The organism is Massilia sp. BAP21 (genome assembly GCF_057801335.1).
On sequence record NZ_CM173596.1, the window covers coordinates 1,772,737 to 1,793,411 of the forward strand.

At 62.9% G+C, this 20,675-nt stretch carries 14 protein-coding genes; 5 read left to right on the top strand and 9 right to left on the bottom strand.

Features of this window, described 5'->3' with window-relative positions:
- Nucleotides 1-124 precede the first annotated feature (124 nt).
- Nucleotides 125-586, top strand: coding sequence for a DUF2214 family protein (locus ACWYRN_RS07760; protein WP_488691874.1), 462 nt, complete (start codon nt 125-127; stop codon nt 584-586).
- On the opposite strand, the gene ACWYRN_RS07765 is transcribed toward ACWYRN_RS07760, so the two are convergent.
- Nucleotides 571-1,602, bottom strand: a complete 1,032-nt coding sequence (locus tag ACWYRN_RS07765; RefSeq protein WP_488691875.1) for a MerR family transcriptional regulator — start codon at nt 1,600-1,602, stop codon at nt 571-573. The genes ACWYRN_RS07760 and ACWYRN_RS07765 overlap by 16 nt on opposite strands.
- A gap of 114 nt (nt 1,603-1,716) precedes the next feature.
- On the opposite strand from ACWYRN_RS07765, the gene ACWYRN_RS07770 reads away from it, so the two are divergent.
- Complete coding sequence (locus tag ACWYRN_RS07770) at nt 1,717-2,190, top strand: P-loop NTPase family protein (protein ID WP_488691876.1); 474 nt, start codon at nt 1,717-1,719, stop codon at nt 2,188-2,190.
- Nucleotides 2,191-2,356: 166 nt separating this feature from the next.
- Here ACWYRN_RS07770 and ACWYRN_RS07775 read toward each other — a convergent pair whose 3' ends face one another.
- Nucleotides 2,357-4,219: a phosphoenolpyruvate carboxykinase (GTP) gene (locus tag ACWYRN_RS07775; RefSeq protein ID WP_488691877.1), complete on the bottom strand. Its 1,863-nt coding sequence runs from the start codon at nt 4,217-4,219 to the stop codon at nt 2,357-2,359.
- A 344-nt stretch (nt 4,220-4,563) separates the two neighbouring features.
- On the opposite strand from ACWYRN_RS07775, the gene ACWYRN_RS07780 reads away from it, so the two are divergent.
- Nucleotides 4,564-5,553: a D-2-hydroxyacid dehydrogenase family protein gene (locus tag ACWYRN_RS07780; protein ID WP_488691878.1), complete on the top strand. Its 990-nt coding sequence runs from the start codon at nt 4,564-4,566 to the stop codon at nt 5,551-5,553.
- 254 nt (nt 5,554-5,807) lie between these two features.
- On the opposite strand, the gene ACWYRN_RS07785 is transcribed toward ACWYRN_RS07780, so the two are convergent.
- A complete protein-coding gene (locus ACWYRN_RS07785) occupies nt 5,808-6,563 on the bottom strand; it encodes an L-asparaginase (protein ID WP_488691879.1) in 756 nt (251 codons plus the stop codon).
- Between the two features lie 138 nt (nt 6,564-6,701).
- Here ACWYRN_RS07785 and ACWYRN_RS07790 point away from each other — a divergent pair, with 138 nt between their 5' ends.
- Together ACWYRN_RS07790 and ACWYRN_RS07795 are read left to right on the top strand one after the other, a co-directional pair.
- The gene (locus tag ACWYRN_RS07790; protein WP_488691880.1) at nt 6,702-7,187 is read left to right on the top strand and encodes an asparaginase domain-containing protein; all 486 of its coding nucleotides are present in this window, start codon (nt 6,702-6,704) and stop codon (nt 7,185-7,187) included.
- 93 nt (nt 7,188-7,280) lie between these two features.
- Entirely contained in the window at nt 7,281-8,879 is a 1,599-nt protein-coding gene (locus tag ACWYRN_RS07795) for a catalase (protein WP_488691881.1), read from the top strand.
- Between the two features lie 76 nt (nt 8,880-8,955).
- Here the strand turns inward: ACWYRN_RS07795 and ACWYRN_RS07800 are convergent, their stop codons facing one another.
- The 6 genes from ACWYRN_RS07800 to ACWYRN_RS07825 form a co-directional block, all read right to left on the bottom strand.
- Complete coding sequence (locus tag ACWYRN_RS07800) at nt 8,956-11,607, bottom strand: PKD domain-containing protein (RefSeq protein WP_488691882.1); 2,652 nt, start codon at nt 11,605-11,607, stop codon at nt 8,956-8,958.
- A gap of 149 nt (nt 11,608-11,756) precedes the next feature.
- On the bottom strand, nt 11,757-13,118 hold the full coding sequence (gene ltrA, locus ACWYRN_RS07805) for a group II intron reverse transcriptase/maturase (protein WP_488692788.1): 1,362 nt from the start codon (nt 13,116-13,118) through the stop codon (nt 11,757-11,759).
- A gap of 459 nt (nt 13,119-13,577) precedes the next feature.
- Nucleotides 13,578-14,474 carry a recombination-associated protein RdgC gene (locus ACWYRN_RS07810; protein WP_229436489.1) on the bottom strand — a complete coding sequence of 299 codons (897 nt, stop codon included), beginning with the start codon at nt 14,472-14,474 and terminating at the stop codon, nt 13,578-13,580.
- Nucleotides 14,475-14,561: 87 nt separating this feature from the next.
- Nucleotides 14,562-15,638 (bottom strand): DNA polymerase IV, encoded by a 1,077-nt coding sequence (dinB, locus tag ACWYRN_RS07815; RefSeq protein ID WP_488691883.1) that lies wholly within the window; start codon nt 15,636-15,638, stop codon nt 14,562-14,564.
- A gap of 441 nt (nt 15,639-16,079) precedes the next feature.
- Nucleotides 16,080-17,897 (bottom strand): S8 family peptidase, encoded by a 1,818-nt coding sequence (locus ACWYRN_RS07820; protein ID WP_488691884.1) that lies wholly within the window; start codon nt 17,895-17,897, stop codon nt 16,080-16,082.
- 357 nt (nt 17,898-18,254) lie between these two features.
- On the bottom strand, nt 18,255-20,513 hold the full coding sequence (locus ACWYRN_RS07825) for a TonB-dependent receptor (protein WP_488691885.1): 2,259 nt from the start codon (nt 20,511-20,513) through the stop codon (nt 18,255-18,257).
- Between the last annotated feature and the right edge of the window lie 162 nt (nt 20,514-20,675).

Here is a 20,675-nt window from a genome sequence, read left to right on the forward strand (position 1 = left end):
CGAGAACCCACCCTACGTTCGATGCGGCTTTTGTAGGGGTGGGTTCTTGAACCCACCGGTTTTACCTTGACACGCTGACAAGACAAGCAGACATTGAACACACCTTCACTGTCGAGCACTTGTCATGACCGATCTCCTGCTGGCCATTCTCCACCACCTGATCGTCTTCGGCCTCGCCGCTGTGCTGGCCGCCGAACTGGCCCTGATGCGCTCGTCCACCATGTCGCCGCAAACGGTCAAACTGCTCGGCCGCTTCGACTTCTTCTACGGCATGCTGGCCATCGCCATCCTGGTCGTCGGTTTCATCCGCGTCTGGTACGGCGCCAAGGGTCCGGACTTCTACCTGCACAATCACGCCTTCTGGGCCAAGGTCGCCGCCTTTGCCGTGGTCGGCCTCATCTCGATCAAGCCGACCATGCGCATCCTGGCCTGGCAGAAGTCGCTGAAGGCGAACGCCACTTTCGTGCCAACGCTGCCGGAAATCGCCAAACTGCGCCGCTGGCTGCTGATCGAACTCCACGTGTTCGCGCTGATCCCGATCTTTGCCGCGATGATGGCACGCGGCGTCGGCTACGGCGCCGGCTGAGCGCGTAAGGTCTGCATCGCCGCGCGGATGAAATCGCGCATGCGGTCGTCCACCATGCCGCCCTGGCGCAACGCGGGTTCGTTCTCGAGCGCCAGCCGGATCTTCTGCTGGGTCGCCGGATCGTCGCCGGCAAACGAGCGGAACAGGTCGAACCACTGCACCGCCAGTGCCTTGGCCGTCGATGAATCCGGCGCGCAGCCCTCATCCATGGCCGTGCGTACGCGGGCGATCAGGGGCGGCCACTCGGCGTCGCGCTTGCCGAGGTTGGCGCGCACGAAGGCCAGCTCGTCGGCATCCAGGTATTTTTCGTAGACGGCCAGCTGGTTTTCCTTCACCGCAGCCAGCACGAAGGCCATCACCTCGAGCGTGATGCCGGTACGCTGCTGCACTTCCGGCTCCTGTTCATGCATCGTGTTCAGCTTGGCGAACAGGACCGGGTTGGCGCCGGTGTCGCGGCCTACCATCGTCATCCAGCGTGCGGCCAGTTCGCGTACCCGCGCGTCAAGCGGGCTGGCGCCGCCATCCATCAATTGCCGCACCTCTTCCACCAGCGCCTTCCACTCGGCTTCGATCTGTTTGGATGGGGTGTACAGCGGCAGTTGCTGCAGTTCTTCCTGCGAAAAATATTTCTCGTACATGGTCATGTGCTCCAGGGTGGTCAGCCAATCGGCCAGGTCCGGTTCCTGCCCTTCCGCCAGCTGTCCGCGCAGGCCTTGCAAGCGGCTGCGCAAGGTAGCGGCCTGGTCGATCTGGCTCGTCAGCATCGCGATCTGGCGATCGACGACATCGATGAGCGGCAGGTCCGGTCCGGTGAGATAGGTGCCGATGTCGGCCAGGCTCATGCCGAAGCGGCGCAGCGCCAGGATGCGGTGCAGGCGGGCGATGTCCGTTTCGTTATAGAGCCGGTAGCCGGCATCGGAACGCGCCGAAGGAGAAAGCAGCTTGATGTCGTCGTAGTGGTGCAGCGTGCGCACGGTCAGGCCGGTGCGTTTTGCCAGTTCTCCGATTTTCAGCATGAATTCTTCCTCAATCAACGTGGGCACAAGATGGAGCCTCACCTTGCGTGAGGGTCAAGCACTTCATGGAACGCGTTAATATTAATACTTCAAGGAAATGAGGCTGGGAAGAATATGCGCGTACTCATCATGGGCAATTCGGGATCGGGCAAGTCCTACCGGGCGCAGGCACTGGCGGCGCAGCATGGATTGGCGCACCTGGACCTGGACACCATCGTGTGGGAGCCGGGGCTAATCGCCGTGCCGCGTGCGCCGGAACAGGTGCGGGCGGAGTTGCTGGCTTTTGTGGAGGGCAACGCAAGCTGGATAGCGGAAGGTTGCTATGGCGATCTGGTCGAGGCAGCATTGCCCTTTTGCTCGGAGCTGGTGTTCATGAATCCGGGGCTGGAGGTGTGCCTGGAGAACAACCGCCGGCGTCCGTGGGAGCCGCACAAGTATGCGTCGATGGAGGCGCAGCAGAGCAAGCTCGCTTTCCTGCTGGAGTGGGTGGCGGGATATTACACGCGGGACGATGCGATGTCGTATGCAAGACACCGACAGATTGTTGATGGCTTCAGCGGGAACAAGACAGAAGTGAACGCATTGTAGGGTGGGTTCTCGAACCCATCGGCATGCATTCGCAACGTTGTGGTGGGTTCAAGAACCCACCCTACAACATCGCGCAATCCGGAAGAAAAAAGGGCAGGACCACACGGCCCTGCCCTCTTTCATGTGACGGCGCTCAGCACGCGCCGTCCCTCCTCAGAAACTTGACTCAGCCCAGCTGCTTTTCCAGCTTCTGCTTGGCCGCCACCAGCTCTTGCGGCAGGTGGTAGGACAGCTTCTCGAACAGCTCGGTGTGCAATTTCAGCTCTTCGCGCCAGGCGTCCTGGTCGATCGAGGTGATCTGCGTGAACTGCGCCTCGGTGAAGTCCAGGCCGTCCCAGTTCAGGTCGCCATAGTTCGGCGAGGTGCCGAACAAATGTTCGCTGCCGCCGGCCTGGCCTTCGGTGCGTTCCAGGATCCACTTCAGCACGCGCATGTTGTCGCCGTAGCCCGGCCACACGAAGTTGCCCGACTCGTCGGTGCGGAACCAGTTGACGCAGAAGATCTTCGGCAGCGCGGCGCCGTTCTTCCCGGCGACTTTCTTGCCGAGATCGAGCCAGTGCTGGAAGTAGTCGCTCATGTTGTAGCCGATGAAAGGCAGCATCGCCAGCGGATCGCGGCGCACCACGCCCATCTGGCCGGCAGCGGCGGCGGTGGTTTCCGAGCCCATGGTCGCGGCCATGTACACGCCTTCGACCCAGTCGCGCGCTTCGGTGACGAGCGGCACGGTGGTCGAGCGGCGGCCGCCGAAGATGAAGGCCGAGATCGGCACGCCGGCCGGATCGTCCCAGGCCGGGTCGATCACCGGGTTCTGGGTCGCAGCCACGGTGAAGCGTGCGTTCGGGTGGGCGGCCTTGGTGCCGGACGCCGGGGTCCAGTCCTTGCCTTGCCAGTCGATCAGGTGCGCAGGGGCTTCCTTGGTCATGCCTTCCCACCACACGTCGCCGTCGTCGGTCAGCGCGACGTTGGTGAAGATCACGTTCTCGCGCAGCGAGGACATGCAGTTCGAGTTGGTCTTGTCGTTGGTGCCCGGGGCCACGCCGAAGTAGCCGGCTTCCGGGTTGATCGCGTACAGCTTGCCGTCCGCGCCCGGCTTGATCCAGGCGATGTCGTCGCCGATGGTGGTCACTTTCCAGCCGTTGAACGAGGTCGGCGGGATCAGCATGGCGAAGTTGGTCTTGCCGCAGGCCGAAGGGAAAGCGGCGGCGACGTATTTCTTGTCGCCCTGCGGGGACTCGACGCCGAGGATCAGCATGTGTTCGGCCAGCCAGCCGGTGCCGCCCTGCTGGGCTTCCTGGTAGCCCATGTTCGAGGCGATGCGCAGCGCGAAGCATTTCTTGCCCAGCAGCGCGTTGCCGCCGTAGCCCGAGCCGAAGGACCAGATTTCGCGGGTTTCCGGATAGTGGACGATGTACTTGGTGCTGTTGCAAGGCCAGCGCACGTCTTGCTGGCCCGGGGTCAGCGGCATGCCGACACTGTGCACGCATGGCACGAACTCGCCATCGTTGCCCAGCACGTCGTACACGGCCTTGCCCATGCGCGTCATGATACGCATGTTCACGGCAACATAAGGCGAGTCGGACAGCTCGACACCGATGTGGGCGATCGGCGAACCCAGCGGGCCCATCGAGAACGGCACCACGTACATGGTGCGGCCGGCCATGCAGCCGTCGAACAGGCCGTTCAGGGTGGTGCGCATCTCGGCCGGGTCGGTCCAGTTGTTGGTCGGGCCGGCCTGCTCTTTCGTTGCCGAGCAGATGAAGGTGCGGTCTTCCACGCGCGCCACGTCCGACGGGTCGGAATGGGCCAGGTAGGAATTCGGACGTTTTTCCGGGTTCAAGCGGATCATCGTGCCGGCGTCGACCATCTGTGCGCACAGGCGGTCGTACTCTTCTTCGGAACCGTCGCACCAGTAGATGGCGTCAGGCTTCGTCAGGGCAGCAATGTCTGCCACCCAATTGATGAGCTTTTGATGGTTGATGTAAGCTGGGACGTTCAGGGCGGCGACGCCGCTCATCACGGGCTGGTTCATGAGTACCTCCAATAAAGAATTCTGGTCATGTCCCGGCAGATCGTCGTGGGCCAGGGACTGCGCTTCGGAATCCCTTTGCTCGCATGAGAGCACGGCGTACGGCGGTCGTGTCGACAGCCTCGTTCGCGAGGCTGGGTGGAACGGAGCTGCTGGGCCTGTGTGATATACACAATCGTGCTGTCAAACCCTCAATATTCGGGCGATTGTACACCCCTGAAAATCATGCACAAGCTCTTCGGGGCTAAAAATGTAGGAAATATAGTTGACTAAAGTAGTGGGCTACTTTCGATTTTCCGGATCATGTACTTCCTTTACGCGCTCATCAATAACTTCGTTCAACTTCGATGAAAATTGCCATTCTTGACGATTACCAGAACGCCGTGCCCGGTCTCGACTGTTACAAAATTTTGGACGGCCATGAGGTCAAAGTGTTCAATACATCGGCGCGCGGGGTGGGCCAGCTGGCGGTCCGGCTGGCGCCCTATGATGCGCTGGTGCTGATCCGCGAGCGCACGCATTTTCCCGCCGCGCTGCTGAACCGGCTGCCGAATCTGAAATTGATCTCGCAGACGGGCAAGGTCAGCGGGCATATCGATGTGGCCGCCGCCACTGCGCGCGGCATCGCCATTGCCGAGGGCGTCGGCTCGCCGCTGGCGCCGGCTGAGTTGACCTGGGCGCTGATCATGGCGGCCAGCCGCAAGATCGTTCCGTATGCGAACAACCTGCGGGAAGGCGCGTGGCAGATGGCGTCGGTCAATCCGCGGCTGAACGGCCTGGGGCGGGTACTGCATGGGCGCACGCTGGGGCTCTGGAGTTACGGCAAGATCGGCAAGCTGGTGGCGGGGTATGGCAGGGCCTTTGGCATGAACGTGGTGGTGTGGGGGAGCGAAACCAGCCGGGCGCAAGCGGTGGCGGATGGGTTCACTGCGGCGGCGTCGCGCGCGGCCTTGTTTGCCGATGCGGATGTGCTGAGCCTGCATTTGCGGCTGGCCGACGCCACGCGCGGCATCGTGACTGCCGAGGACCTGGCGCGCATGAAGCCGGATGCCTTGTTCGTGAACACGAGCCGGGCGGAACTGGTGGCGGAAGGGGCGCTCGAAGAGGCTTTGCGGCGCGGCTACCCTGGTGGGGCGGCGGTGGATGTGTTCACGAGCGAGCCGCTGGCGCCGGATGCGCCGTTATTGAAGATACCGACCGTACTGGCAACGCCGCACTTGGGATATGTCGAGCGGGACAGTTACGAGATGTATTTCAGGGCGGCGTTCGATAACATCGTGCGCTTTGCGGCTGGCGAGCCGGTCAATATATTGAATCCGGAAGCGTTGAAACTGTAAACGTGAATGTATGCGGCGACATCGACTGTACGGTGGGCACTCCGTGCCCACGCGGAACTACGCACAGTGGTAACACTGCACAGACAACCCAAGCCAGCCATTCATCAACGTTTCCAAATGATCATTTGAGACGTTTCGATTATGTGAAAGTCACGGGTGTAACGTGCGCTAACATGAAGCATCGTTCCGCGTGGGCACGTGTTTGAAGCCCCCGCTTCAAACACCCCACCGTACGGTCACGGCATCGGGCTGGATTAGCCCAGCTCCGGCTCACCCGTCAGCTTGATGCGCCGCGCCGGCATCACATGCCTGCCGGTCCACAATCCCGCCCAGCCCGGCGGCCAGCCGATGTCCGGCCCGGCATACGGTTTCACCCCGGCCCGCACCGGCACGATCGGCACCGGCGGCGCCTCGATCAATCCTCCACCAGCGGGACGCTCCATGTTCAGGCTGTACATGTACCCCGGCAGCAGCAGATCGCACACATCGGCAAACCACGCCGTGTGATCCTCGTCGCGCCCCAGCGCCTGCGCCAGGCCTTGCGGGTCGAATTTGGCCAGCGCATGGATCAATTCCTCGGTCGTGGCGCCGGGCGAATCGCCCCAGCCCAGCACCGGATTGTTGTTGTACTCGGCGCCCGAGCCATACCAGCCTTCGCGCCAGGAGCGCTGCATCCAGTTGCGCTGGCCGGTGAACAGATGCCAGCGCCAGTGCAGGCCGGATGGCTTCGGCCAGGAATACAGATACAGCTTCTGGTAGCCGGCCTGGTGCAGCTCGCGCACCACGGCCATCAGGCGCGCGTGCGGCATGCGGTCGGGCGGGGTGCGGCGGAACAAAATCGGCTCGCCGTCCGCGTGCTGCACTTCGTCGCTCGACAGATTCAGGTCGAGGGTGCGCGCTTCATTGCCGAAACGCGCGGAAATCCACCCGGTCAGCAGGTTGACGTGGGTGATCACGCCATACCCGCGATGACGGTGAAAAATAACGGTTCCTGGTGCAACGGCTTTCATGTTCTATCGTAGGCAAGTGCCTGGCAAAAAGAGGAGTCTACTCATCCGATCCGGCTGATTCTAGCGCAGTCACATAGGGATACACTACGGTTTGCGGCTATCATTACCCACCTTTTTTCACTGCCTTTACAAACCGATATGACTTTGCGCCTCATCGCCACCGGCGGCACCTTCGACAAACATTACAATGAACTGAACGGTGTGCTCGGCTTTGCCGACAGCCACCTGCCGGCAGTCATCGCCCGTGCCCGCATGACGATTTCGGTCGAGCTCGAAGTGCTGCCCCTGCTCGATTCGCTCGACATGGGAGACGAAGACCGCGCCCGCGTGCTGGCCTCGTGCCAGGCCTCGCCTGAAAAAGCCATCGTCATCGTCCACGGCACCGACACCATGCGCGAAACCGCCGGCGTGCTCGGCGCTGCCCCCCTCGGCAAGACCATCGTGCTGACCGGCGCCATGATCCCCTACGAAATCGCCAACTCCGACGCCCTCTTCAACCTCGGCTTTGCCTGCGCCGCGGCGCAAACCCTGCCGGCCGGCGTCTACGTGGCGATGAATGGCCAGGTGTTTGCCTGGGACAACGTGACGAAAAACCGCGCCGCCGGCGTTTTCCAGCCGCTGTAAGAGGCTGCGTTTTTCCGCAGGGCAGCCGGGCGCTGCCCCCTGGAGGAACTTCCTATACTTTTCTCTCAATGTGTCCAGAGAGGAGAGTTTCCCATGTCAGACCGTCCCATCCTGACCACGCGCCAGGGCCATCCCGTGCGCGACAACCAGTCGCTGCGCTCCGTCGGTGAGCACGGCCCGGCTACGCTCGAGAACTACCAGTTTATCGAAAAGATCACCCACTTCGACCGCGAACGCATCCCCGAACGCGTGGTCCATGCGCGCGGCACCGGCGCCCACGGCTATTTCGAGGCCTATGGCAAGATCGGCGACGAACCCGCCTCCAAGTACACGCGCGCCAAGGTACTCACCGAAGTCGGCGTCCAGACGCCAACTTTTGTCCGCTTCTCGACCGTGATCGGCGGCAAGGAGTCGCCGGAAACGGCACGCGACCCGCGCGGCTTTGCGGTGAAACTGAAAACCGTCGAAGGCAACTGGGACCTGGTCGGCAACAACCTGAAGGTCTTCTTCATCCGCGACGCAATCAAGTTCCCGGACATGATCCACGCCTTCAAGCCGGACCCGGTGACCAACCAGCAGGAACCATGGCGCTTCTACGATTTCATTGCGAACCACCCGGAATCGCTGCACATGGTTACCTGGGTCAAGAGCCCATGGGGCATCCCTGCCAACTACCGCGAGATGGAAGGTTCCGGCGTCAACACCTATAAGCTGGTGAACGACGAAGGCGTGGCCCACCTGGTGCGCTTCCACTGGCAACCGCGCCAGGGCGTGCGCAATCTCACCACGCAACAGGCGGCCGAGATCCAGGCCCACGACACCAGCCACGCCACGCGCGACCTCTACCAGGCAATCGAACGGGGCGACTATCCGGAATGGGAATTCTGTATCCAGATCATGGCCGACGGCGAGCATCCCGAGCTCGACTTCGATCCGCTGGACGATACCAAGCGCTGGCCGGAAGACCAGTTCCCACTGCTGCCGGCGGGCCGCATGGTGCTTGATAAAAACCCGGACAACGTCTTCGCGGAAACCGAGCAATCGGCCTTCGGTACCGGCGTGCTGGTCGACGGCATCGATTTTTCCGACGACAAGATGCTGCAGGGCCGCACCCTGTCCTACTCGGACACCCAGCGCTACCGCGTCGGTCCCAACTACCTGCAATTGCCGATCAACGCACCGCAGGAACGGGCGCGCGCCAAGACCAACCAGCGCGACGGCCAGATGGCGTATTACGTCGACGATGGCGGCGAGAGCAAGCACATCAACTACGAGCCGAGCCTGATGGGCGGGCTGCAGGAAGCACCGCAACCGCAGCGCGACTACCACCAATATGTGGAGGGCCACCTCGGCCGTTACCAGACCACCTCGACCGCGGCCGACTACAAGCAGGCCGGCGACCGCTACCGCACCTTCGAGGACTGGGAGCGCGACGACCTGGTCAACAACGTCGGCGGCGACTTGAAGCAGTGTCCGGAAGTGATCCAGCTGCGCATGGTGTGGCACCTGTGGCATTGCGACGAGGATTACGGGCGCCGTGTGGCGGAGATTGCCGGCATCGACCTGGAAAAGGCCAAGGCCCTGCCGCCGCTGCCGGGCAAGCCGGCGCCGCACGAGAACCGCCAGGGTGCGACCTATACCGACGGCAAGGCCGAGGAGCCGGCGACCAGCGAGGAAGTGGCGGCCAAGTAAGCGTCTCTACTAAAACAAAACGGCCCGGTTTCCCGGGCCGTTTTTCATGCGGCCATCATGTGGATGGCTGGCAAGCTCAGCGCGTTACCAGATAGTAGCGAATGCCCGAGGCGTTCTGCTGGTCGCTACCGGTCTGCACCAGGGTGACGTGGTTGTCGTTGGCGCTGTGGAAGATATTGATGCCATAACTCTGCTGGCCGTTTACCAGCGGCAGCGCGATGCTCGTATCGGGCAGGAACAGGGCGCCCATGAAGCGCTGGTAGCTTGCCTGGTAGGTCACGGTGCCGTTAAACGAATAGCTGCCCTGTGGCGAATAGCTGTTCGACAGGACAAGCGCTTCGTCCGCCGCCGCCGAATGACTCATCGACAGCAAGGGACCGTTCATCGACAGGCGCCCGGCATACTGCAGCGTGTCGGTGCGGAAGAAGGTGCCGCTCGACGTGAACAGCAGGTCTTCGTTCCCGCTCAGGTAGAACGGCAGATTCATCGCATAGTCACCGTGATACGGCGAATCGCCGGTGCGCACCAGGGCGCCGGAGGCCGGATCGACGTCGAAATAACTGATGTCGGATGGCGACAGGCCATTCGACATGACGAAACCCTTGTTCTTGCTGGCCGCGAACACGCCGCGCATGGTGCCGTAGTAGGAACCGCCGTAATACCCACTGGCATTACTCAAATCGGCACCGGTACGGCCATTCAGGATCCAGACCGAACGATCGACCCATTGGCCACCCGATTGTCCTACCAGGTAGATCAAGCCGGCATTGGTCGGGAAAGCATCGGTTTGCGACCCGCCGGTCAACGAAGAACGGACCAGCGTGGCCGAGGCGATATCGACCAGGCTGACGATGCCTTCGTGCAGCACTGCCGCCAGCTTGCCGTCGGCGCTCAGGTTGAACGATTTCACGCCCAGCGGCAGCGGCACCGTACGCGTGGCGCCGTTGAATGGATCGACGATGTACAGCGCATTCGGATTGGTGGCAATCGCGACGAACTGGTCGAGGCCGCGGCTATAGCGCATTTGCAAGGGTGCGAAAGACAGCGGCACGTTGCTGGTTACGCTGGACAAGGCCTTGATCGTCATATAGGTCACACTGGCATTCTTGCCGTCGCTGACGGTCAGCGACGCGACATAGGTGCCGGCCGTGTCCGGCGTGAACGCCAGCTGCACCGCATTCGGCGCCGCAATCGTGGCAACCGAACCGGCCGGACGCGCGTCGATCGCCCAGCTGTAGCTGAGCGCATCGCCATCGTCGTCGTAGCTGAACGAGGCCGAGGCGCCGATGGCGTTGCCGGCCAACACCGACAGCCGGCTCTTGTCGATCACCGCGGTCGGTGCGGTATTTCCGCTGTTGATGCTCAACAGCCTTTCGGACCAGGCGCCGGCCGTGTCGGTCACGCGCAGGCGCACCTGGTAGCTGCCCTCCACGTCGGTGGTCAGCTGCACGGTGGCGCCGCTGTTCGACGACAGGGTCGCCGTGCTGTTGGCCGGCTTGTCGGCGAAGCTCCAGGCATAGGTCAGCGTGTCGCCATCGGCATCGGTGCTGGACGTGCCGCGCAGGGTCAACGTGGTACCGACCGGCAGGCGCACGGCCGGGCCGGTCGGCAGCGCCTGCGGCGTGGCATTGCTGCCGATCACGGCTTGCGGCGGACGGTTGCGTACCGATACCGTGGTCTGGTAGCTGCTCGATGCGCCGCTCGGATTGGTCGCGACCAGGCGCACGACATAATCACCCATCAGGTCGGGCGTGAACTGGCTGAAGGCGCCATTCACTACACTCAGCGCAGCCGTGCTGCCTGCCGGACGCGACACCAGGCTCCAGGCATGGGTCAAGGCGCCGCCATCGGGATCGCGGCTGCCTTCGCCGCTGAGCGCAACCAGGTAACCGATCGAAGCCTGCACGGTGTTCTGGCCCGAATCGCCGGTGACGTTCGTCACAGTGCTGGTAATCACAGTCTGCGGAGCATCACCCAATGCCTCGATCGGATAGACCGTTTCGCTGTAGGCGCCGGAAGGATCGGCGGCGCGCGCACGGATCTTGTAGGCGCCGACCGCGTCGGCCACGAAGCGCGCGGTCTTGCCGACGATGGTCAGGCTGGCGCGGCTGGCGGCCGGGCGTTCGATGAGGTCGAAGGTGGTAGTGACGGGATCGCCGTCGGCGTCCTGGCTGGCGCTGGCGTCGACCAGGATGACGGCGCCGAGGGTAACGCTTTTCGTCGCCAGGGTGGTCGGCACGGCGCTGTAGCTCACGCTCATCGACAGGGTCGTGACCGGCGCATTCGTGTTCGCCAGGATCGTTACCTGCTTGTCGGCGTAGGCGCCGCGGCTGTCGGTCACGCGCACGCTGGCCACGTAGGTGCCGGCGATGTCGGCCTTGAAGGCAGCCTGGGCGGCCGTGCCCGGCAGCACGAGTGTACTGCCTGCCGGTTTCGACACCAGGGTCCAGGCATAGCTCAGCTTATCCCCATCGGGGTCGGTGCTGGCGCCGGCGTCGAGCGTGACGCTGCTGTTGGTGAAGGTGGAAATGTCGGCGCTGCCCGCACCGGCGCCGACCGTCCCGGACATGGCAATGGCCGGCACCGGCGCCTTGTTGGCAACCGGCGGCGTCACGGCGACCGGCGTGTCGCCACCGCCGCCACCGCCGCCGCAGCCGGCAAGCAGGCCAAGCAGCAGCAAGGCCGCGCCTGCACGGGCGCACCATGCGCGTGCTGTCTCTTTTTTCATCAGATCATCCCAATAATAATTTTATTATTGAAATAATATCTGTAAATATTTGTAAAAAGAAATCGGGATAGGGGCAGTCAGCATGCTGACCGGCCCCTCCCACACCACCCGGCATGCGGGTCCGCACCGGGCGGTTCGAGTAGTTGAGGTTAAGTGAAGCGAGGCATGTCGAGACGGTCGAAGTAGGCAATCGTCAGCACTTTATTGAGGCCAAGCCTGCTGTTATGCCACCATCGGCAGCTATTACATGCCACCTGTAGCGCAACGTTACGCGTCGCCCCCAGTTTCAGCAGCTCACGACAAATTCTTGGTCCATGCCTCCAGTGCTTGAGGTGGATTGCGCGCATCCGGCGGCGCATCCATTCGTCCAGTCTATTCAGGACACCCGGGGTTTGCGCCAAGCCGAAATAGCCTTTCCATCCCAGTACATAAGAACGCAGGCCTTCAATCACCTCGCCGATGCTGCGCCCGCCAGATCGGCGAGTGAGTTGCCTGATCTTTTGCCGGAACGCTTCCAGCGCTTTCTTCGACACCGCGCGTTTGACCTCGCCTCTCGGGGCCACCCATAATTCGTAGCCCAGAAATTTGCGGCCAAACGCTCGGCTTACTGCGCTTTTCGATGCATTGATCTTCAAGTGCAGCTTGTCGTATCGACGCTTGAGTAGAGCCATCACCCGCTCGCCTGCCTTCTGACTGTGCACGTACACGTTGCAGTCATCGGCGTAGCGGGCAAAGCGGTGGCCCTGTCGTTCCAGCATCCGATCCACCTCGTCAAGAAGCACATTGGCCAACAGCGGCGAGAGCGGTCCGCCTTGCGGCGTTCCTTCTCCCCGCTCGACCACCACACCACCATCCATGATGCCCGCGTTCAGGTAGGCGCGTACCAGCCGGATGACTCCAGCGTCGTTCACGCGTTTCTTTAGACGGTCGATCAGGATGTCGTGGTTGACCCGGTCAAAGAACCTCGACAGGTCGACATCGACCACGGTGCGGTAGCCCTCCTGCACGTACTGCTGTGCTGCAAGCACGGCATCACGCGCACGCCGGCCGGGCCGGAACCCGTGGCTGTGCTCACTAAAAGTGGGATCGATCAGCGGCTGCAGCACCTGCAATAGTGCCTGCTGAATCAGACGGTCGGTCACGGTGGGTATTCCCAGCTCACGCTCGCTTCCATCCGGCTTCGGAATGCCGACGCGCCGTACCGGCATGGGCCGGTACGTGCCATTCATCAGTTGCTGCCTGATGAAAGGCCAAGCGTGCTTCAGGTGCTGTCCGGTCTGGGCAATGTCCAGACCATCGACGCCTGCGGCTCCCTTGTTCGCCTTCACGCGTTTCCACGCGCGTTGCATGTTCTCCCTCGCGAGCGCTTGCGCAAGCAAGTCTCGCCCTGTGCCTGCCAAGTCTTGTCGCGGGAACCTTGTTTCATCGCTGATCGCTTGGGATGAGGCTTCACCCCGCCTTGCCGCGACCCGCCCCGCTGTTGCGGGCATCTGATGCCTTACACGATTCATCGACAAGTTGTTCGACACTCCTACTCGTTCAGCCCTTCGCTAAAAAAAAACTCAGCTACTACGGCCTCTGCTGACTTCTCGCTCCGATTTTTTTTTCTCGTCGCCCTTTCAGGCACAAGGCGAGATCTCCCCAGGTAAGAACGCACTCCTTCACTGCACAACCGCCGGATTTACGCCGCTTCGCCTTGACCACAAGAACTTCGCGGTCTCATGCCCGCTCGTCCTGCTCGGCAGCGCCTTATATCCGATTCTTGTTCATCGGCTCGCAGTTTCGCTCCACACTTCCTCCCCACACTCGGTCACCCTCATGCAGTTGTGCTTCGCTTCGCTCGCTGTGGTCAGCTTGCGGCGGGACTTACACCCGCAAGAGTGCGCCCATGCTGGGCGCACACAAAAAAGCCCGGCAGCTGCTCGCTACCGGGCTTGTCGCAGAGGCGCATTGAGACGCCGGCGTCCGAATCAGGCCTTGGCTTCGCCGCCCAGTGCTTCCACCACGTCGGCCAGCATCTTCGACAGCTCACCTGTCATCAGCACGATGTCGTTGTCGAAACGCTCGTCGTCGCTGTAGGTCACGGTTTCGCCTTCCTTGATCACGTCCAGCGGCTTGACGCCCTTGATCGCCAGGGTTTCGGTCAGCACGAACGAGACGCGGCTGTTCCAGGTCATGGCCAAACGGGTGCATTGCTTGCCCGAAGCGATATGGCGGCGGATGTCTTCCGGGTCCAGCGAGTGCTTCACATAACGCACGGCGGCGCGGCTTTCGCCGGTGGCGCGCAGTTCGGTGTCCTGGTCGATCGTGAAGTTGTACGGCGCTTCGTCGGACTCGAGCCAGCCGGTCATCACGGCCACCGGCGAGCGCTGCACGCGCAAGGACTCCAGCGGCATGCGGTCGACGGCTTTCAGCAGCAGCTTGATGACTTCGTCGGCCTTGGCCGGGCTGGCGGCATCGATCACGAGCCAGCCGTTGACCGGGTCGATCCAGGTCCAGGTGTTGCTGCGGATGGTAAAGGCGCGCGGCAGCAGTTCGTCGGCGACACGCTCCTTCAGTTCCTTCATCGCCTTTTTACCAGGCGGGAAACCTTGCTGCTCTTCCAGTTCGGCCGCCTTGGCCTTGGCCACCTGGTTGATGACCGAGCTCGGCAGCAGTTTCTTTTCCGTGCCCAGCATCATCAGCATCTGCTTGTTGACCACGTGGACCAGCTTGCCGTTCGGGCGCGGTGCATCCCAGCCCTGGCGCAGCAATTCATTGCTGCTGGCCGGCGTAAAGGCCTGCGACTGCAGCGCCTCTTCCATTTTTTCAGGCGCGAAATCCCAGTTGGTGGGCAGGCGGTAAATCTGAAGATTCTTGAACCACATAGTTGCTTTCTGTTGTCTCAGTATTTCAGGGGAACGACATTCTACACGCTGAAGCTGGCCTATTTTCGGCTGGCAACAGAGGGTTTTTCAATGTGTTGCGTGTTCGTCAAACAGGCTGAGCTGCTCGACATTTTCTGTTTCGCCAAGGCGTACACCCACGCCCAGCAGGCGCACCGGGCGGCTGGCGCGGGCCCAGCCGATTTCCATCAGCCGGGCAAAGGTCGGCAGGTGTGGCGTGTAACCGACACACTCCACCGTGGTCTGCTGGAAGTCCGAAAACTTGATCTTCACGAACAGCTTGTTGATGAATTTTTCGGCAGCGTTGCGCTTGATGCGGCCCAGCAGGTGTTCGTGCAGGTCGGGCAACAACGCCAGGCAGCCCGCCAAATCCGGGATATCGGGCGTGTAGGTTTCCTCGGTGCTGATCGACTTGCGCTCGCGCTCGGGGCTCACTTCGCGGTAATCGATGCCGCGGCACAAATCGTGCAGGCGCGCACCGAAGCTGCCGAAGTGCTCCTGCAGCTTTTGCAGGCTCCAGGTGCGCAAATCGGCGCAGGTCTGCAGGCCCAAGTTGTTCATCTTGGCAGCGGTGACCTTGCCAACGCCGTGCAATTTCTTCACCGGCAGCGCGGCGACAAAGGCATCCACCTCGTCCGGGCGCACCAGGAACAGGCCGTCGGGCTTGTTCCAGTCACTGGCGATCTTCGCCACAAACTTGTTCGGCGCCACCCCGGCCGAGGCGGTGATGCCAACGGTCTCGAAAATACGGCGCCGGATTTCCTGGGCGATCAGGGTCGCGCTGTTCTTGCAGTGCGGCGAGTTGGTCACGTCCAGGTAGGCTTCGTCCAGCGACAGCGGTTCGACGAGGTCCGTGTAGTCGCGGTAGATGTCCATGATCTGCCTGGAGGCGATGCGGTACTTTTCCATCGCAGGCGGAATGATCAGCAAGTCCGGGCACAGCTTGACGGCCTGGGCCGTGGCCATGGCCGAGTGGATGCCGTAGCGCCGCGCCTCGTAATTGCAGGTCGCCACCACGCCGCGTTGATCCTGGCGCCCACCGACGGCCAGCGGCCGGCCGCGCAAGGACGGATCGTCGCGCATCTCGACCGACGCGTAGAAGCAGTCGCAGTCGCAATGGATGATTTTACGTGCGGGGGCGTTCACTCGGGCGGCGGCGGAGGCCGACTACTGTCATTCCATACAGTATCTCGTCAATTCGGGATTGGTGCAAGGTCCGAAGGTGTTTCGTGGATGGGATTCGATGCGGGGGCCACAGACATCGACCGTACGGTGGGCACCCCGTGCCCACGCGGAATGTGGCACCGTGTTGGCTGCAGTGCTCGCCCCAAACCATGAAGATCGTTGACGTCTCCAAGAGAGCAGCCGCTAACACCTCTCTTTTGGATACTCATCAACATGCCACCGCTACCACTATCACGCCAGCCGCCGATGACGCATCGTTCCGCGTGGGCACTTCGGTCGAGAGGCCCCCACCGTACGGTTGCGGCCGCATGTCACCGAAACGTACGTGGTACATCCCAATAAAAAAGACGCGCGGCAAGCCGCGCGTCTTTCACCCTTGGTACTCGACTGTTTTACGGAAACTTACCAACCCAACTTCAGCGTGTACTTGCCGTTGGTCGCACCCGTACCGCCGCTGTAGTACTTGACGCGCACATACCGTGCGGCGGTGGCGCTGGTGGTGTTGGCCACCGAAGCGGTGTCGGTCGCGCCGGCGCCGTTTTCGCTCAGCGCCAGCTGGGTGCCGGAGCTGTTGTAGATGTACACGTCGTAGTCGGCGGTCGACGAACCCGGCGTCATGGTCGCGGTGAGGGTTTTACCGGCCGGCAGCTGGACCACGAAGTAGTCGCTGTCGGTGCTGGAACCCATGTTGCCGGTCACGGTCGTGTTGGCGGTGCTGACGACGTCGGCGGTGGCGATCGTGTTGTTCGATTCGCTTTCGGCGATCGTCGGGCCGGTCGGCGTGGTGCCGCCGCCGGAGGTAGCCGAAGCCACGGCCGCTGCCGCGTCGACGATACCCGTGCCGCAACCCGAGCAGGTGGCCGGGAAGGCGCGCGCCGTGCTCTTCAGCTTCGACTCGATCTGGTCCGGCGTCAGCGCGCCGTTTTTCGCCAGCATCAGGGCAGCCACGCCGGCCACGTGCGGGGTGGCCATCGAGGTGCCCTGGTAGGAGGCGTAGGTGTCGGCGCCAGGACCGTTGGTGCCGCTGTTGAGCGTCGACAGCACGCCGCCGCCGGTGCCGCCGCCAGGTGCCGCCACGTCGACCACTGTGCCGTAGTTCGAGTAGGAAGCGCGGCCGCCGGCCTTGGTGGTCGCGGCCACGGTCACCACGCCCGAGCAGTTGGCCGGGCTGGCGTTCGAGGCGTTCTGGTTCTCGTTGCCGGCAGCAACGATCACGACGGTGCCGCGCGAGCGGGCGCTGTTGATCGCGTTCTGGGTGGTGGTGTCGCAGGCGCCGCCGCCGCCGAGCGACATGTTGATCACGTGGGCGCGGGCCGCGATGTTCGGCACGCCGCTGACGCTGCCGCCCGAGGACCAGACGATGGCGTCGGCGATGTCCGAGGTGTAGCCGCCGCATTTGCCGAGCACGCGCACCGGCACGATTTTCGCGCCAAAGGCGACGCCGGCCACGCCGACGCCGTTGTTGGTGGCGGCGGCAATGGTGCCGGCCACGTGGGTGCCGTGCCAGCTCGAGCTCGATGCCGGCGAACCGGCGTAGCAGGCGCCGGCGGTGACGGCGTCGCCCGGGTCGGAAGCGTCGCTGTCGCGGCCGTTGCCGTCGTTCGAGACGGCGGTGTCGGAGATGAAGTCGTAGCCTGCCAGGAACTGGCCGGAGAGGTCGACGTGCGGACGGTAGCCGGTGTCGATGACGGCCACGCGGATACCGGCGCCGGTCGAGTTATCCCAGGCGGCCGGCAGGCGCAGGCCGCCGGTCGCGTCGAAGTAGTGCCACTGCTCGCTGTAGCGCGGGTCGTTCGGCGTCATCATCTTGGTCATGATGCGGTCCGGTTCCGCGTACTCGATCTGCGGATCGCGCGCCATCATTTCCTTGGCCAGCGCGCGCGCTTCGGTCAGCGCCATCTTGCGGCTCAGCTTCATGACGTTGGCGCCGGTGGCGATGCCGTGCAGGGCCTGCAGCTTGACGCCGTAGTCCTGGCCGGCGCGGTCGGCAACCGACTGGCGCGCCGCCGTCACGGCCGGCACCATGGCGCGGCCGTTCACGACTTTCGCATCCTTGTACTTCACGATCATGCGGTCGGTATGGAGGATGTATTGCTGCTCCGTGGCGGCGCCGGGAACGGCGTCGGGAACAGCGGCCGAGGCGTGGAGCGGGCCCACGACGACGGCCAGTGCAGCGGTGACTTTCAACAGGCTCGGATAAAGCGATTGCATCGACTTCATGGTTCGTCCTTTTGTGTAGTTTTCCGTCAAGGCGAGATGCCTTGTTTATGTATCTCCGGTCATCTTCTACCGGAGTTGCCCTCTGCTGGCGGCTTGGAAAGACTACTCTCGAGTAAATATGCATGAGGGGAATTTCCAATCGTGTGAGGCACTTTCACAACGTTTTCTGTGCTTGACTTAACAAAAACATGGAATATTTGCCACATTCGTATGTACGTCAAATAACATATGGCCCATTTTCATTATTAAGTGACAACATCAATTACCTTGCGCATAAGACAAGATATTTCCTCTCCCAACATGCATAAAAAAAGGCCGCGATCGCTCGCGGCCTTGTGCTGTGTCAGGTTCCTGTAATTAGAAGTTACCCTTGAATTGCACACCCCAGGTGCGCGGTTCGTTGGTGAAACCGGTCAGGTTGTTGAAGTCGATGGCGCCGGTAATGCGGCGTTCGTCGAGGATGTTGCGGCCGAACACGGCGGCTTCGTACTTGCCGTTGGCCCAGGTATAACCCAGGCGCAGGCCGCCTTCGGTCAGCGGCTTGCCGGTGAACTCGGCGGCTTCGTACAGGAAGAAGTTGACCTTGCTGCGGTACGACCAGTCGGTGAACACGAAGAATTCGCCGTCGGCGACCGGCACGCTGTAGCGCGCGGTGGCGTTCACGATCCAGCGCGGCGCCTGCGGCAGCATGTTGCCGTCGACGAAAACGCGGCCGGCGGCGGCGAGCGGATCGCGCACCGTGCAGGCGGCGCTGCAGCTGGCCACGACCAGGGCGGCGTCACGGATTTCCGTGAAGTTGTAGCTGGTGCTGGCGGTCAGGCGCAGCGACGGGCTGATCGCCGCTTCAACGTCGAGCTCGACACCACGGCCCTTGGTCTTGTCGGCATTCAGCAGCTGGTTGGCGTTCGAGGCGCCGCCGACGGCGGTCAATTGCTGGTCCTTGACGGTGTAGTCGTAGACCGAGAAGGCGACGCGGCCGCGGCGGTCGAACAGATCGGCCTTCACGCCGGCTTCGACCGAGGTGATGGTTTCGGCATCGGCCACGGTGATCGGCACCGACGCCGAGGCGGCGGCGATACTCGGGGCGCGGAAGCCGGTGGCCACGCGGCCGTACACGTTGACGTCGGGCGTGAGCTTGTAGGTGCCGCTCAGGTCCCAGCTGATCTTGCCCTTGCTGGTGCTGACCGAGGTGGCGCCCACTTGCGGCGAGTTCACGGCGCGCACGGTGGCGAAGTCCTTCTCGTCCTTGGTGTAGCGCAGGCCGGCGCGCAGGTCGAAGACTGGGGACACCTGGTAGGTGGCCGAACCGAACACGGCCCAGGCTTCGTTTTCCTGGCGACTGGCCAAGCTGGAAATGCGCGCGCCGGTGGCGCTGTTGAAGCCGTCGCTGCCGCCGGTGGCGCTTTCCTCGAACCAGTAGACGCCGGCCTGCCAGTTCAGCGGCGCCGCGTACTGCGATTCGATGCGGAATTCCTGGCTGTACTGCTCCAGGCGGTCGAGGTTACTCGCGGTTTCGACCTGGAACGGAACGCGGCCCGGGCCGGCCGGGATCCCGCCGTCGATGTCGCCACGGCTGAAGTACTCGCCCACGGTCTCGTAGCCGGTAACCGAATGCAGGCGGTAGTCGCCCAGGTTCCAGCTCATGCGCACGTTGGCGCCGCGCGTGCCCAGGCGCTGGTCGTTCAACGCGTTGGTGACGATGCGGTCCAGGTCCAGGCCGTCGGCGATGTCGTTGCTGCCCTGGCGGATCAGGTTGGCGCGGAACAGGCGGGCGCTGCCGGTGGTGCTGCGCTGGTGGATGTTGACCAGGGCGTTAAAGTCCGCGTCCGGCTGGTACAGGAACTGCACGCGCTCGGCGTGTTCGTTGTAGCCGTCGAGCTTGCCGCGATACTGGGTCTGGGCCAGGTCGCCGTAGTTCTTGACGTAGTCGTCGCGGTGCTGGCGCAGGGTCGACACGCGCATGGCGACGGTGTCCGACAGCGGCACGTTGACGGCGCCTTCGACGTTCACGGTTTTATGGGTGGCGATCGAGGCGTTGTAGTAACCCTCGGTCTTGCCCAGGCGCGGCTTCTCGGATTCGAACTTCACGACGCCGGCCGGAGTATTGCGGCCGAACAGGGTGCCCTGCGGGCCGCGCAGCACCTCGACGTTGGCCACGTCGAAGATCGGGAAGCCTTTCAGGATCGGGTTTTCCTGCACCACGTCGTCATAGATCAGCGAGACCGGCTGCGAGGCGAAGATGTTGAAGTCGGTGTTGCCGTAGCCGCGGATGTAGAAGCGCGGGAAGGTACGGCCGTTCGACGATTCCACGTTCAGGCTCGGCAGTTTGCCGGCCAGCAGGCGAATGTCCTGGCCGCCCGAGTTCAGCACGTCGAGCTTTTCGCCGCGCAGGGCGCTCACGGCCAGCGGCACGTCGCGGATGTTCTCGCTGCGGCGCTGGGCCGTCACGGTGACGGTCTGCAGCTCGGCTACGGGTGCGGCCTGTGCAGGCGCAGTCTGTGCAGCCGGGGCCGGCGTTGCGGCGTCGGTCTGGGCCAGGGCCGGCAGGGCGGCCAGCGCCAGCATGGCGGCATGTGCCTGCACCACGCGGCGATGCATCTTGGACATCTTGATCATGATTGTTCTTTCGTGAGTAGTGAAACCGCGATGTCCACTCTTTCCTCCATGCGCCGCTCGTCGTGAAGCAGCAAGGCGGTTTGCCCGCCGCGGCACCTGCATCTTGTTGATGTCTCAAGGTTGCCGTCCAACAAAGGCGTGATTGTTCGCTATACGATTTTG

Excerpts from the sequence above, each read along its gene's own strand:
- ACWYRN_RS07810 (WP_229436489.1), bottom strand. The coding sequence starts at position 14,474 with ATGTGGTTCAAGAATCTTCAGATTTACCGCCTGCCCACCAACTGGGAT.
- ACWYRN_RS07820 (WP_488691884.1), bottom strand. The coding sequence starts at position 17,897 with ATGAAGTCGATGCAATCGCTTTATCCGAGCCTGTTGAAAGTCACCGCT.
- ACWYRN_RS07825 (WP_488691885.1), bottom strand. The coding sequence starts at position 20,513 with ATGATCAAGATGTCCAAGATGCATCGCCGCGTGGTGCAGGCACATGCC.
- ACWYRN_RS07800 (WP_488691882.1), bottom strand. The coding sequence starts at position 11,607 with ATGAAAAAAGAGACAGCACGCGCATGGTGCGCCCGTGCAGGCGCGGCC.
- ACWYRN_RS07775 (WP_488691877.1), bottom strand. The coding sequence starts at position 4,219 with ATGAACCAGCCCGTGATGAGCGGCGTCGCCGCCCTGAACGTCCCAGCT.
- ACWYRN_RS07785 (WP_488691879.1), bottom strand. The coding sequence starts at position 6,563 with ATGAAAGCCGTTGCACCAGGAACCGTTATTTTTCACCGTCATCGCGGG.
- ACWYRN_RS07780 (WP_488691878.1), top strand. The coding sequence starts at position 4,564 with ATGAAAATTGCCATTCTTGACGATTACCAGAACGCCGTGCCCGGTCTC.
- ACWYRN_RS07790 (WP_488691880.1), top strand. The coding sequence starts at position 6,702 with ATGACTTTGCGCCTCATCGCCACCGGCGGCACCTTCGACAAACATTAC.
- ACWYRN_RS07795 (WP_488691881.1), top strand. The coding sequence starts at position 7,281 with ATGTCAGACCGTCCCATCCTGACCACGCGCCAGGGCCATCCCGTGCGC.
- ACWYRN_RS07760 (WP_488691874.1), top strand. The coding sequence starts at position 125 with ATGACCGATCTCCTGCTGGCCATTCTCCACCACCTGATCGTCTTCGGC.
- ltrA (WP_488692788.1), bottom strand. The coding sequence starts at position 13,118 with ATGAATCGTGTAAGGCATCAGATGCCCGCAACAGCGGGGCGGGTCGCG.
- ACWYRN_RS07765 (WP_488691875.1), bottom strand. The coding sequence starts at position 1,602 with ATGCTGAAAATCGGAGAACTGGCAAAACGCACCGGCCTGACCGTGCGC.
- ACWYRN_RS07770 (WP_488691876.1), top strand. The coding sequence starts at position 1,717 with ATGCGCGTACTCATCATGGGCAATTCGGGATCGGGCAAGTCCTACCGG.